The 13324-nt window shown below is 41.3% G+C and carries 13 protein-coding genes; all 13 read left to right on the forward strand.

All coding sequences use genetic code 11. The features are described 5' to 3' along the window. The first annotated feature begins 79 nt into the window (after positions 1-79). The 13 genes from ACM1PF_RS03130 (at position 80) to ACM1PF_RS03190 (ending at position 13300) form a co-directional block, all read left to right on the forward strand. Positions 80-769 (forward strand): Uma2 family endonuclease, encoded by a 690-nt coding sequence (locus tag ACM1PF_RS03130; protein WP_416672240.1) that lies wholly within the window; start codon positions 80-82, stop codon positions 767-769. A 96-nt stretch (positions 770-865) separates the two neighbouring features. Further along, entirely contained in the window at positions 866-1237 is a 372-nt protein-coding gene (locus ACM1PF_RS03135; RefSeq protein ID WP_416672241.1) for a nucleotidyltransferase family protein, read from the forward strand. Beyond that, positions 1218-1412 carry a ribonuclease toxin HepT-like protein gene (locus tag ACM1PF_RS03140; RefSeq protein WP_416672242.1) on the forward strand — a complete coding sequence of 65 codons (195 nt, stop codon included), beginning with the start codon at positions 1218-1220 and terminating at the stop codon, positions 1410-1412. The genes ACM1PF_RS03135 and ACM1PF_RS03140 overlap by 20 nt, the downstream gene beginning before the upstream one ends. A gap of 400 nt (positions 1413-1812) precedes the next feature. Further along, a complete protein-coding gene (locus ACM1PF_RS03145) occupies positions 1813-2709 on the forward strand; it encodes an ABC transporter permease (protein WP_416672243.1) in 897 nt (298 codons plus the stop codon). A gap of 2 nt (positions 2710-2711) precedes the next feature. Then, complete coding sequence (locus ACM1PF_RS03150; RefSeq protein ID WP_416672245.1) at positions 2712-4013, forward strand: ABC transporter ATP-binding protein; 1302 nt, start codon at positions 2712-2714, stop codon at positions 4011-4013. Between the two features lie 62 nt (positions 4014-4075). Beyond that, positions 4076-5215: a glycosyltransferase family 4 protein gene (locus ACM1PF_RS03155; RefSeq protein WP_416672246.1), complete on the forward strand. Its 1140-nt coding sequence runs from the start codon at positions 4076-4078 to the stop codon at positions 5213-5215. A 76-nt stretch (positions 5216-5291) separates the two neighbouring features. Next, positions 5292-6653 (forward strand): glycosyltransferase family 4 protein, encoded by a 1362-nt coding sequence (locus tag ACM1PF_RS03160; protein WP_416672248.1) that lies wholly within the window; start codon positions 5292-5294, stop codon positions 6651-6653. A gap of 39 nt (positions 6654-6692) precedes the next feature. Further along, positions 6693-7637 (forward strand): methyltransferase domain-containing protein, encoded by a 945-nt coding sequence (locus ACM1PF_RS03165; RefSeq protein WP_416672249.1) that lies wholly within the window; start codon positions 6693-6695, stop codon positions 7635-7637. After that, positions 7598-9235 carry a glycosyltransferase gene (locus ACM1PF_RS03170; protein ID WP_416672250.1) on the forward strand — a complete coding sequence of 546 codons (1638 nt, stop codon included), beginning with the start codon at positions 7598-7600 and terminating at the stop codon, positions 9233-9235. Before ACM1PF_RS03165 ends, ACM1PF_RS03170 begins: the two co-directional genes overlap by 40 nt. A 22-nt stretch (positions 9236-9257) precedes the next feature. Continuing rightward, on the forward strand, positions 9258-10235 hold the full coding sequence (locus tag ACM1PF_RS03175) for a methyltransferase domain-containing protein (RefSeq protein WP_416672251.1): 978 nt from the start codon (positions 9258-9260) through the stop codon (positions 10233-10235). Positions 10236-10284: 49 nt separating this feature from the next. Continuing rightward, complete coding sequence (locus ACM1PF_RS03180) at positions 10285-11316, forward strand: polysaccharide deacetylase family protein (RefSeq protein WP_416672252.1); 1032 nt, start codon at positions 10285-10287, stop codon at positions 11314-11316. Next, the gene (locus ACM1PF_RS03185) at positions 11313-12284 is read left to right on the forward strand and encodes a glycosyltransferase family 2 protein (protein WP_416672254.1); all 972 of its coding nucleotides are present in this window, start codon (positions 11313-11315) and stop codon (positions 12282-12284) included. The genes ACM1PF_RS03180 and ACM1PF_RS03185 overlap by 4 nt, the downstream gene beginning before the upstream one ends. Positions 12285-12295: 11 nt before the next feature. After that, positions 12296-13300, forward strand: a complete 1005-nt coding sequence (locus ACM1PF_RS03190; protein WP_416672255.1) for a glycosyltransferase family 2 protein — start codon at positions 12296-12298, stop codon at positions 13298-13300. Positions 13301-13324 lie beyond the last annotated feature (24 nt).

The raw sequence follows: 13324 nt of genomic DNA on the forward strand, positions 1-13324 counted from the left end.
CGCAGGATGGAGCGGACGTTTGCGGATGATTTAGACAGGCTTGCTACAATGGCAATCAACCCCTAGAGAGAGATTGGTGATGGCTGCCGCAAATCAAAGGAGGTCGGACGTATTGCTACTGGAAAACGGCGATCGCCTGACGCGCAGTGAGTTTGAGCGGCGCTATGCAGCGATGCCGGAGCTAAAAAAGGCGGAGTTGATTGAGGGGGTGGTTTACGTGCCAGCGGCGTTGAGATATCGACAACATGGCAAACCCCATAGCAATATTATGACTTGGCTAGGAGTGTATGAAGCGGCAACACCAGGAGTCGAGGCTGCTGACAACACGACTGTTCGCTTGGATTTGGACAATGAGCCGCAACCGGACGCGCTCCTGCGAATTGACGAAGCCTGTGGGGGACAATCTTGTATTAGTGAAGATGATTATGTGGAAGGCGCACCAGAGCTGATTGTGGAGATTGCGGCGAGTAGTGCTTCGTATGATCTGTATGACAAGAAGAGAGCCTATCGACGCAATGGAGTGCAGGAATATTTAGTTTGGTTAGTGGCAGAACAGACGATTCGTTGGTTCCATTTGCAGGGCAGTGAGTATGTCAGCTTAGAACCGAACCAGGACGGAGTAATTGAGAGCCAGCAGTTTCCAGGGTTGAATCTCTCCGTTGAGGCCCTACTGGTAGGGGATCTGGCAAGGGTTTTAGCAGTGGTGCAGGCTGGAGTTGCAACTGAGAAGCATCAAGTGTTTGTGGCACAGTTAGCAGAGCGATCGTGATCCAATAAGGGATGTTGGCGATAGGGCGAAAGGCAGAGGCGATCGGCTTCGGAGTATGATAAAGGCGTGATGTAGTATGTCGGCGGTTGATTAAAAATGAGTCGTACTGACCAACCAGATCTCGCGCTTTATCGAGAAACGCTGAAGCAGCGGCAGTTGTCAGAACAGCACCAATTGGCTCAGCGGTTTGAGCGGGCCGAGCGGGTAGCAGAGCAGGCAGCCCGTTGGCTGAAACAGGAGTTTGGGGCTGAGCGAGTGATGGTGTTTGGCTCTTTGGCACACCGTGAATGGTTTTCAAACACGTCAGATATTGATTTGGCAGTTTGGGGGTTGTCGCCTGAGGTTTATTTAGTGGCAGTGGCTCAATTGCAAGATCTTGCCCCAGAGTTTAAGGTGGACTTAATTCAAATGGAACGATGTTGTCCGGAGTTGAGACAAACTGTTCTCAATGAGGGCAAGGAACTGTGAAAGCGGTTTACCTGGCTGTAGCCGGTCGAATTCGCCGTGTATTCCCAGTGTGAGGCCGGCTGTGCTAAGTTTCGAGACGCGCGATCGATTAGACCGATATCGTGGTTTCCGCCATGTTGTGAGAAATGTTTATACCTTTAATCTTGACCCTGAACAAATTGGGTTATTGATCTAACAGTTGCAGCCAACGTTAGTTCAGGTATCTCAGGAGCTGTTGGATTTTGCAGATTGTTTAGAACAGGTTGCGAACGCCAAGGATTAGGCGAGAGATGAGTTGTGTAGATAAAGTTTGTTCTTTAAGCGATCGATTCCTACAGGGCGATCGCTTCTCGGTTTAACGTTCTGTAGGGGCGCACGGCTGTACGTTCGTTTATGGAAATGGTGGGCGAGATCGTTCTCTGAGGAGGGCGATCGCTCAGTTTAAGAGTACACAGGTCATGCCATTGACCTCCTTTTGCTGTGGTTTTTTTGATAAAACATATGTCTGATATGGTAATTCGGGTTGAGAATCTGGGTAAGAAGTTGCATGGCAATTGCAGCTACTGCAATTTTGAGCTAGTGTAGGGAACCTGGGAATGGGAAAATCAAGAAGTCAACAATTAAAACGATCGCAAACAGAAAACCGGGAGCTAACTAAATTTATTTATACGCCTACGAGTCCGGTTCGGCATCCGCTTCAATTGTTAAAGCACATGGGGCGAGATTTGTTAGCTGCTCGAGAGTTAGCTTGGCGATTGCTGGTGCGGGATATTAATGCGCAGTATCGCCAATCGATGATGGGAATTATCTGGGCACTGATTCCACCAATCTTCACAGCAGCAAGCTTGGTATTTGCAAAGAATGCCAATATTCTCAATATTGGAGAAACTGATTTACCTTATCCGGCTTATGTAATGTTTAGCATGACGTTATGGCAAACGTTTACAGAAGCGATGAATGGACAGATTCAAGCCGTAGACTCTGCTAGAGCCATGGTGGTAAGAATCAATTTCCCCAGAGAGGCGTTGATTTTAGCAAAGTTGGGTGAAGTATTTTTCAACTTTGGGATTAAGTTGATTCTAATTGTAGCTTTGTTCCTTTGGTTTCGGATGCCAGTGACTTGGAGCGTTTTTCTAGCACCCGTTGCACTCATTCATCTAGTAATGCTGGGAACAGGCATCGGTATGCTGTTAGCTCCAATGAATGCACTTTATTCAGATGTTGGAAGGGCATTGAGTATTGTCACTAGTTTTTGGCTACTGTTAACCCCAGTTATCTATCCACCACCTCAAAGCGGGGTATTTGCAACACTAGTGCGATGGAATCCAGTTACTCCTTTGTTGGTAACTACGCGAGAATTAGCCACAACCGGAGTAATTTCTAATCCTGAAGGATTCTGGGTCGCTAGTTCAATTGCTCTGCTAGGGCTCCTAATCGCTTGGATAGTTTATCGGCTAGCCCTACCTTTTGTAGTTGAAAGAATCAGTTCTTAATTATGACCAAACTCAGTGGGCAAGAAGCGTTGACAAAAAGAGAAGAGGGAAAAGGCGAAGTTGTTCTCTCAGTCAATGGAGTCTCTAAAAAGTTTTGCCGCAGCCTAAAACGATCTTTGTTTTATGGTGTTCAAGATATTACGAGTGAATTGGTGGGTCAGCAGAGGCAGAGCCAGGGCTTACGCCCTGGAGAGTTCTGGGCGCTGAAAGATGTCAGCTTTGAGCTACGGCGTGGAGAAGCTCTTGGTTTGGTGGGAGCCAATGGTGCTGGTAAATCTACGTTGCTCAGGATTATTAGTGGTTTGATTAAGCCTGATACAGGCTTTGTAGAGGGTAAGGGACGATTGGCACCACTGATTGCTTTAGGAGCAGGATTCAATCCAATCTTGACAGGACGAGAAAACATCTATGCTAATATGTCCATTTTGGGGTTATCGAAGAAAGAAATTGATCAGCGATTTGATGAAGTTGTAGAGTTTGCAGAAATTGGGGATGCGATCGATGCACCAGTCCAGACATACAGTTCTGGTATGGCTGCTCGATTGGGTTTTGCTAGTGCAATTTATACAGAACCAGATATTCTGCTGATTGATGAAGTGTTGGCTGTAGGTGATATGAGATTTAGGGTTAAATGCTTTCACCGTTTAGCTAAACTACGTAAGAATGGCACAACTTTACTACTAGTTTCTCATGATCCAAATGTGATTTTAACGGCATGTAATTCGGCAGTTTACTTTTCAAAGGGTAATGTCATGGCGACCGGAGAACCTCATGCGATTATGAGTCAATACGAAGCAGAGCTCTTTTTAAAGGAACAAGCGAAGTATTCTACAGGAATACTATTTTTGCCGGAGAAATGCCAAAATGAAAGCTTGGGCCTTGATATTACTTACTTATGCTTTCGAGATCACGAGGAAGAAATTGTTCAATCTCCTGCATGCGGTAAACCTACTATTTTCTGTATTGGATATAAAGCACGCAAAGGAATTGAAAATGTAGGAGTAATTATTCAAATTGGAGAGAAATTTGGAGAAGAGGGGCTCATCTTACGTTTGAGCAGCTTCAGCGATAAGACAACGTTTAATCTCATCCCAGAACAACAAGAAATTCAAATCTCTATGCCATTTCTATGCCTAAAACCTAATATTTATGTCATGAAAGTTTTGATAGGTCAGCCTGGGCACAATTACTTGGATGCTGTCGAAACTTTTGAATTTAGAGTTGATGAATCTGTCAACATGAGTCAGTGTTTATTCTATCAACCCCGTTCGTGGCAGAAAGTAAAAAGTGCAGCAATAAAGTAGAAGAGTTGATCGAATCGGAAATAATCTTCTAGCGTGCTATTGTAATAATTTTTTATTTTGGAATGCCTAAGCTTTTATTTTTTATTCAAGGCCCCTTTTACCCTGACGTATCAGGAGGTAGCGAGCTTTCACATCTATACCTATTCAACAGTTTGTGCAAGCTAGGTTGGCAAGTGGAAGTAATATGTGCACGTGATTTCTCCCTATCTCGTACCCAAAAGCTGGGATCGATGGAAATATGGCAATCATATTTGCAATCTTTGGCTTCTCTACGTATGCCATTCCCTGTGTCTATGGATAAAGCACTCGGGTATCCATGTTGGCGAGTGATTCGACCGAGTCGATTTATAAATGAGCATACATGGCTTAAGTTTTTTGATAAGCGTTTAAACACTTATCAACCAGATGTTATCTTTAGTCATGATTGGATTGGATGCCCGTTGCTTAAATATGCTGCCAGTCACGGTTACCTAACTATTTTTTTTGCAAGACATCTAGGTGATTTTGAGAATGGAAATAATCCAGCTATCCCAGAGGGATTGCAATTTCTCGCGAATTCCCCATATACAGCCTCAATTATTGCTAAATCTACTGGCTATGAACCTGAGGTCATTCTACCCTTTTTTGAATTAGAGAACTATCGTACCAGTAATCGGCAACGTAAATACATCACATTTATTAATCTTGTTCGTGAGAAGGGGGCCAGTATAGCTATCGAAGTAGCTCGTCAACTGCCTCAAGAAAAATTTCTATTTATTAAAGGCAAATGGATTTATTCTGATGCCATACAAAACTCATTTCTAAAACAAGCTGCTGAACTTCCTAATGTAACTATTTGGGAACATCAGAATGATATGCGTAAGGTATATGCAGTAACTGATATCCTGCTTGTTCCTTCTCAATATGAGGAAACATTTGGTCGTGTCATTGTTGAGGCTCAAGTCAATGAAATTCCTGTTATTGCTGCTAACGTTGCTGGCATTCCCTATACTATTGGGAAGGGTGGAATTTTGATTGAGCCTATTGATAAACCTCAATTTTATGTGGATGCCATAAAATCATTACGCTCTAGCGAAGCATTTTACTCGGAAATATCAGAATTAGCTTTTAGGAATAGTCAAAGACAAGAGTTTAATCCTCAATATCAAGTAGAAAAATTTGTTCATTTTGCTGAAAACTATATGCCCAAATATCTTGGGTAACTAAAATTATCAAGACAAGATGTGCTAAAAAATATCTTTGCCAGAGCTGAGAAATAAACTGCCTTGGAATTCAAGAATGAATATTGAATCTAATAATTCTTCTAAGCTTAATTCAGTAGAGCCTTCTGTCAAATCTACTATCGCTTTATTAATTTGGGGTGAGGTGATTGAAGACTTTCTAGATAGCCTTGAAATGTCATTGGAAATTTTTTGCAAAGAGCTTCCATTCGGATGGCTCATTGGTTACATTCAATCTTTAAAATTAGTAGGAGTACAAACAGTATTATTCGTAACTTCGGATCGAATAACTGCCCCTCTACGCTTCACTCATACATCAACTGGTACGATAATTTCTGTATTGCCTGTTCCAAGAAGTTATCGAAGTATTCGTAGCCAAATGGTTCATCCTTATCCTACCCTTGCTAACTTTGGTAGTTTAGAGGAATTGTTTGGTAGCGTTCGCGGTACGCACCGCTTCCTGTTCAAAGCACTAAAACATCTAGCTCCTTATCTATCTATTCCAGTGAGACTATTAGCGAAAGAAGTTCAGCGGGAGGGTTGTAGTGCAATCCTTTGTGCAGAATATGAGTATTCTCGCTTTGATACCTGCATCATATTAGGAAAATTCTTGAGAATACCAGTATTCGCGACTTTTCAAGGAGGGAACTACGACTGGAATAGTATTGGTCATTTTCTGCGGCCCATGACTATACAAGCCTGTTCTGGTTTAGTGATTGGATCTCAAACAGAAATCCAACGGGTATATGATTGCTATCATATACCATCAAATAAGATTGCTAAAATTTTTAATCCTATTGATCTGAGATTTTGGAATGCTATTGACCGATGCCAAGCACGAACAACGTTAAATCTCCCTACTAATGCTCAGATAGTTGTGTGGCATGGTCGAGTTAATATTTATAATAAAGGATTAGACATACTACTAAATGCTTGGTCAAAAATTTGCAATGAGCGACCGGATAGACAGTTGTATCTGCTACTGATAGGAACGGGCCTAGATAACGAAAAACTACGCCAGCAAATTGCGGTTCTATCTATCCAAAATCTGCTGTGGATAGATAAATATGTCAGTGACCGTGCCGAGATTCAGTGCTTTCTTTCTGCTAGTGATATTTATGCCTTTCCATCACGCCATGAAGGCTTTGCTGTAGCACCAGTTGAGGCAATGGCTTGTGGTTTACCTGTAGTGGCAGCAAGAGCATCAGGAGTACCTGATGTTTTTGAAGATGGTGAAGAGTCTGGTGGCTTAGTAGTGCCGTGTGGTGATCCAACCGCTTTTGCCATGGCACTTGGTCGCCTTCTTGATAATGAGCAATTGCGACAGGAATTAGGAAGGAATGCTAGATGTAGAGTTGAGAAAGCATTCTCACTGGACGCAGTTGGCAAACAGTTACAAGGTTTTCTATTCCAACCCTAATGTAGCAAGCAGCAAAACAAAACTGATTGGTAATCAAAAATGACAGATCACAATTACTATAACAAGTCGTTCTATACAGCAATTCAGAATGATTCTCGGAAATCCGCAGAAGTTATTGTTCCTATAATCTTAGAGCTAATTTCTTGCAGCCGAGTGATTGATGTTGGGTGTGGCAATGGAACATGGTTAAAAGTTTTTCAAGAATGCGGCGTTGAGGAAATATTTGGAATCGATGGTAGCTATGCAAAAAACAGTTTGGTAATTTCTCAGCAGGAATTCATGGCTTATGATCTGAAAAATAGATTAAGCATTGGCAAAAAATACGATTTATCGCTTTCGTTAGAGGTTGCAGAACATTTACCCGCCAATTGTGCCGAATCATTTGTTGACTCTTTAACAAGTCTTAGCTCTGTTGTTTTATTCTCGGCTGCAATTCCTTATCAAGGCGGGGAAAATCATGTTAATGAGCAATGGCAGGAATATTGGGCAGAAAAATTTCATCAGAGAAATTATCTGGTTGTTGACTATATTAGACCAAAGATTTGGGGAAATCCTCAAGTAGCTTATTGGTATAGACAAAATATGTTACTTTTTGTCGATAAGAATTACCTGGACAAAAATCATTTACTACAGGAGAAAATCAAAGATTATGTTAAGACAGATTTTTCTTTGCTTTCTATTGTTCATCCAATTCTATTCTTGGTTCAAATAGGTGCAGTAGAAGAGCTGGACGAGAACCTGAACTTATTCAGGCTAGGCATTCCCACTTGGGAAGATATTTCTTTCTTAAAGAAGAAATCAATTCAAAGGTATGAACCCACGGGGCAAGCCCCGGCAGATATTTCGCCCCAAGGGGCGGGGAATGAACCCAAAGAGATTCAAAATCAGAGCGGAACAGAAATTACTTGCGTCCTCAAATTTAGGAGAGTCAGTCAGACTATTTCATGGATACAAAAGCAAATCAGGAAGATCAAAACCCATTAGTTTCTTGCATCATCATCTTCTTTGATGCTGAAGAGTTCTTTGAGGAGGCAATTGAGAGCGTATTTGCTCAAACTTATACTAATTGGGAGTTAATATTAGTGGATGACGGTTCCACTGATGGAAGCACAGCCATTGCTCAAAAATATGCTTGGAATTACCCGAACAAAGTACGTTATTTAGAGCATAAAGGTCACCAGAATTGTGGCATGAGTGCGACCCGTAACTTGGGTATCCGCCATGCGAGAGGGGAATATATTGCTTTACTAGATGCAGATGATGTTTGGTTGCCACATAAGCTAAAAGAGCAAGTAGCAATACTAAACTGCCATTCCGATGCTGTTATGGTTTATGGCCCTGCTTTGAATTGGTTCAGTTGGTCGGGAATCGAAAATGCACACAAAGACTTTCTTGACTCCGTGAGATACCCTAACCAGTTAATGCAACCACCAAATTTAATTGCTCTATTTTTAACAGGCGGGGATTTTATACCTGAACCTTCCTGTATATTAGTGAGGCATAGTTTTGCAGAGAAAATAGGAGGATTTGAAGAAATTTTTCGAGGTATGTATGAAGACCAAGCATTCTATGCCAAGCTATGTCTCACAGCTCCCGTTTTTGTAGCTAGTGAATGCTGGTTTAAGTATCGGCAGCATGAAAATTCCTGCTGTAGCATTGCATTGAGGAAAGGACAGGAGCATCAAGCCAGAAAGTTTTTTTTGCGTTGGCTAGATAGTTTTCTATATGAGAAAAATGTTACTGATGCCGAACTTTTATATATTCTTAAGTCCGAGCTGTGGCGTTGTCAATATCCGATTCTACATGAAACACAAAGCCACATCCAAAGTTTTATGAGAAATGCAAAAGTAAACATGAGATCAATTTATAAAACCACATTTTTTAAATATTGGTTGAACCCACTAAAAAAATCTCATAAAAATTCCCCTCCATTAGGCAGAGTAAACCTAGGTGACATGAAACGCCTAACACCAATCTGCAAAGATTTTGGTTTAGAGCGGGGTTTACCAATTGACCGCTATTATATCGAAAAATTTCTTGCCGGTCATATTCCAGATATTCAAGGCCATGTACTAGAGATTCAAGAGCCTTTGTATACCTACAAGTTTGGTGGAAATCGCATTACTAAAAGTGATGTACTTCATATAGAAACAGGCAATCCAAGAGCTACTATCGTGGCAGATTTAACAAGAGCTCATCATCTGCCGTCGAATACTTTTGACTGTATTATCCTAACTCAAACTTTGCAATTTCTTTATGATATATCTGCTGCAACAAAAACCCTCTATCGTATTCTTAAACCAGGTGGGATTTTACTAGTTACGGTTTCAGGCATTAGTCAAATTAGCAGAGGAGACATGGAACGTTCTGGGCACTACTGGAGTTTCACCACTCTCTCAGTTCAACGACTATTCGAAGAGTGTTTTGATCACACCAAAATAGAAGTTACAGCCTATGGAAACGTACTGAGTGCGATCGCATTGTTACATGGTATTGTCACCGAAGAAATTGAGCAATCAAAGTTAGATTATCATGACCCTGATTACCAGGTCTTAATTACAGCTAGATGTGTAAAGCAATAAATCAATAGAATTACGTTCAGAGATGAAACACCTAGGACTTAATGATATAAAGAACGCGTCCCAATTTTATGATAATCGCTATGAAGGCGATTACATGGATGAATGGCCGCTTCGAAAAAAGCAACGTGTTTATAAACTACTTCAGGAACTGGATCTGCCTGAAGTGGGAGTAGCTCTTGACTTTGGTTGTGGAACTGGGGTTTTTACATCCGTCATTAAACAGGCTTTACCAAAGTGGCAGATATACGGGATGGATTTGAGCGCCATTGCGTTAAAAAAGGCTAAGGCAAGAAATCCAAATTGTGATTTCTTCAGTCTTGATTACCTCACTTCAACTTCCCGTAAGTTTGACTTCATTTTCAGCCATCATGTTCTTGAACATGTATCTGATATTGATGAGATCTGGATACAGTTTTCTCAACTAAGTAAGCCAGGAACAAGAATGCTTCACATTTGCCCATGCGGTAATCAAGGCAGCTTTGAATATAATCTTTGTCAATTGAGAAAAGGAGGGTTGAGGCAGCATCCTAAAAACACCTTTTTTTATGAAGAACCAGGGCATTTAAGAAAACTCGATAGTCAGCAAATGCGATCCCTTGCTGGAAAATATGGTTTTGAGGTGTCCTTAGAATATTATGCATGGCATCACTACGAGGCGATCGAAGGAATCACAGCAGAGGGGCGCAATCATGTTCGCTACCTAGCCGATCCGACTAAAGCTGTCAATGATTTAGCGTCAAACAAATTAGAGCGCCTAAGGAAGCAACTCCAAATAATCGCGATACTTCGCGCACCTGTAATCATTATTAAACAGCGACAGCAGAAACAGAAAAAGACTTGGAAAGACCGCGCTATAATCACCACTTTAAAGCCTCTAACGCCAATTTCATGGCTGACAAATCGCATCCTGGAACAGTTGGCAGATAATGAGTGGCACCAGAGACGCAAGGATCCTAAAGGTGCAGAGATGTATTTTCTCTTCAAACTCCTTGAACACTGAGCGACACTGCACTATTAGGCAATCCTAGGAACATGAGTAAAACGAAACAATGAGTATGATTGTTAATAAAGTGCACCAAGCTGTCTCGCATTTGAAAAATCGAATGTTTCCTGGTGCGCTTATCCTCATGTATCACCGCATCGCTGAAGCAAATTCAGATCCTTGGTCATTGTGTGTAACGCCAAAACACTTCGCTGAGCACTTAGAAATTTTACGAGACTATGGTAGTCTACTGCACTTAAAGGAATTGACTAGAAAACTCGACGATCGTAAGTCAATACATCGATCGATTGTAGTCACATTTGATGATGGTTATGCTGACAATTTCTATTATGCCAAACCCTTACTAGAAAAGTATGATGTCCCAGCAACAGTTTTTGTGACTACTGGCAGTATCGATCAAAAACATGAATTTTGGTGGGATGAGTTAGACAGACTACTATTGCAGCCCGGTACATTACCAGAATCACTTCAGTTGGATACTGGTGACAGAACCTACCAATGGGAATTAGGAGAAGCAGTAAATTACAGTCAAGCAGATTCTCAACGCGATCGCCATTGGAGAATGGAAGCGGGAAAAGATCCTACTCCACGCCATGCTCTATATCGATCGCTTTATCATTTATTTCAATTCTTGCCCGCACATGAACAAAGGCAACTGTTAGATGAAGTACGTAGTTGGGCAAATATTGAGCCAGTAAGTCGATCAACCCATCGCTCCCTTTCTAGTGAGGAACTGGTTGCATTAGGAGGGGAATTAGTTGAAATTGGTGCTCATACGGTATCACATCCATTTCTCGCCAAACTTCCAATAGCTTCGCAACTGAATGAAATTCAGCAAAGCAAAAATCATTTGGAAGAAATTCTAGGATATTCTGTTACAAGTTTTTCCTACCCCAATGGTAGTTATGTTTCTGAAACGATACCAATTGTCCAAGAAGCTGGATTTGAGTGTGCCTGCTGCAGTATAGCTGACCGAGTTCAGCCAAATGGCAATCACTTTTTGCTGCCTCGTGTTGTGGTTGAAGATTGGGACAGCGAGGCCTTTTCACGTTGGTTATCAAAATGTTTTAGCGTATGACTAGCAAACCACTGATTTCCTGCATCATTATCTTCTTTAATGCTGGCACTGAATTCTTTACAGAAGCTATAGAAAGCGTATTTAGCCAAACTTATAACAATTGGGAGATATTGCTAGTAGATGATGGCTCTACTGATAGCAGTACAGAAGTAGCCTTGCGTTATGCACAAAAGTATCCTGATAAAGTTCACTATTTGGAACATGAAAACCATCAGAATCGTGGCATGAGTGCTGCTCGAAATTTAGGTATTCGTCATGCCCGAGGTGAATATATTACTTTTTTAGATGCTGATGATATCTGGTTACCAAATACCTTAACGAAACAAGCAGCTATTTTAGATTCCTATCCTGACGCTGCTATGGTTTACGGACCAATTCAATGGTGGTACAGCTGGACAGGAGAGCCTGACGATATAGGGCGCGACTTTGTAGATACTCCTGGTGTGTTTCTGGAAAACTCTAGAACCTATCTCGATACTTTAGTTCCACCGCCAACGCTATTTCTACTTCTATTACAACGTCGAATCTCCATAGCAGGCATGTTAGTACGGCATCAAATAATAGAAAGAGTTGGCGGCTTTGAAGATAAGTTTCGAGGTCTTTATGAAGACCAAGTCTTTTGTTCAAAAGTTTGTCTGCAATTTCCTGTATTCGTGACTAGTCAGTGGTTATACAAGTATCGGCAGCATCCAGCCAGCTGTTGTGCGATCGCAGAAAAGACCCAAAAAGAATACTGGCACTTGCAACGTACGGTTTTTCTAAATTGGTTAGAACAGTATCTATCCGAGCAGGGATTCATAAAAACGGAAGCTTGGGAAGTACTCCAAAAGGAGCTGTGGCCATATCGGCATCCAATCCTAAACTCATTACTAAATCGTACTCACAATACGACGAGTTGGATTAAGCGATCAGTAAAGTTAACAATAAAGCGAGTGTTACCTTTTAGAGTAAGAAAGGTCAAAATATAGGAATTTTTTCAATGAGTAAACAAGCCTTGATCTCTTGCGTCATCATCTTTTTTAATGCTAATGAAGCATTCTTTATAGAAGCGATAGAAAGTATCTTTGCCCAGACCTATGATAACTGGGAGCTTCTGCTAGCAGATGACGGCTCAACTAACGAAAGCACATCTATTGCGTTGCAGTATGCCCAACGGTATTCAGAAAAAGTACGCTATATCGAGCATGAAGGTCACGAAAATCGTGGGATGAGTGCAACGCGCAATTTGGGTATTCGTCACGCTAAAGGAGACTATATTGCATTCCTAGATGCTGATGATGTTTGGTTACCTCAAAAACTAGAACAGCAAGTTGCTATCTTAGACCGCCATCCAGAAGCAGCAATGCTATATGGAAGAACCCAATATTGGTTCTCTTGGACGGACAATAACCCTTGCATGTGGACATTTAATTCTGAAGATCCTCCAGGTGATTTTCTGACTATAACTAGTACTGAATTTGATACTCTTATTAAGCCTTCAACACAATTGTGTTTGTTTTTAGAAAACAAACACATTTATCCATGTACATGTAGCATATTAATACGACGACAGGTATTTGAGGATATAGGGGGATTTGAAGAAAGTTTTCGCAACGCTCATGAAGATATGGTTTTCCATTCAAAGGTGTTCCTTAAAAGCCCTGTATATGTATCCAGCCAATGCTGGGATCGTTACCGGATGCACCCAGATAGTTATTGGCGAACAGCCGATAGACAAGGAAAAGGGGAGGAAGTCCGTTATATTGGACGGTTCAAATATTTAATTTGGCTAGAACAGTATTTATCTGAACAAAAAATTAAAGACCCTGAAGTTTGGAAAGCACTCAAAAAGGCTATTTGGCCCTATCGGCATCCAAGGATAGTTCGCCTATTAGCAACGTTGAAGCATCTGACAGAAAGGCTTCAGCGGCCTATCAAATCGACCAAAAATCTCCTGCGTAAGATTGAAAAGAGATTATGGTCTTCAGCTTCTACTTCCATCTGAGAACTCAAAGACAAAATTGTTAAT

Origin of the sequence: Egbenema bharatensis FJBBOT/2019 (assembly GCF_048077055.1) — a bacterium.
In the GTDB taxonomy this organism is placed as follows: Bacteria; Cyanobacteriota; Cyanobacteriia; order Elainellales; family Elainellaceae; genus Egbenema; species Egbenema bharatensis.

Bases quoted from the DNA above. Each gene is read 5' to 3' on its own strand.
- ACM1PF_RS03130 (WP_416672240.1), top strand. From the start codon at position 80: ATGGCTGCCGCAAATCAAAGGAGGTCGGACGTATTGCTACTGGAAAAC.
- ACM1PF_RS03135 (WP_416672241.1), top strand. From the start codon at position 866: ATGAGTCGTACTGACCAACCAGATCTCGCGCTTTATCGAGAAACGCTG.
- ACM1PF_RS03140 (WP_416672242.1), top strand. From the start codon at position 1,218: ATGAGGGCAAGGAACTGTGAAAGCGGTTTACCTGGCTGTAGCCGGTCG.
- ACM1PF_RS03145 (WP_416672243.1), top strand. From the start codon at position 1,813: ATGGGAAAATCAAGAAGTCAACAATTAAAACGATCGCAAACAGAAAAC.
- ACM1PF_RS03150 (WP_416672245.1), top strand. From the start codon at position 2,712: ATGACCAAACTCAGTGGGCAAGAAGCGTTGACAAAAAGAGAAGAGGGA.
- ACM1PF_RS03155 (WP_416672246.1), top strand. From the start codon at position 4,076: ATGCCTAAGCTTTTATTTTTTATTCAAGGCCCCTTTTACCCTGACGTA.
- ACM1PF_RS03160 (WP_416672248.1), top strand. From the start codon at position 5,292: ATGAATATTGAATCTAATAATTCTTCTAAGCTTAATTCAGTAGAGCCT.
- ACM1PF_RS03165 (WP_416672249.1), top strand. From the start codon at position 6,693: ATGACAGATCACAATTACTATAACAAGTCGTTCTATACAGCAATTCAG.
- ACM1PF_RS03170 (WP_416672250.1), top strand. From the start codon at position 7,598: ATGGATACAAAAGCAAATCAGGAAGATCAAAACCCATTAGTTTCTTGC.
- ACM1PF_RS03175 (WP_416672251.1), top strand. From the start codon at position 9,258: ATGAAACACCTAGGACTTAATGATATAAAGAACGCGTCCCAATTTTAT.
- ACM1PF_RS03180 (WP_416672252.1), top strand. From the start codon at position 10,285: ATGAGTATGATTGTTAATAAAGTGCACCAAGCTGTCTCGCATTTGAAA.
- ACM1PF_RS03185 (WP_416672254.1), top strand. From the start codon at position 11,313: ATGACTAGCAAACCACTGATTTCCTGCATCATTATCTTCTTTAATGCT.
- ACM1PF_RS03190 (WP_416672255.1), top strand. From the start codon at position 12,296: ATGAGTAAACAAGCCTTGATCTCTTGCGTCATCATCTTTTTTAATGCT.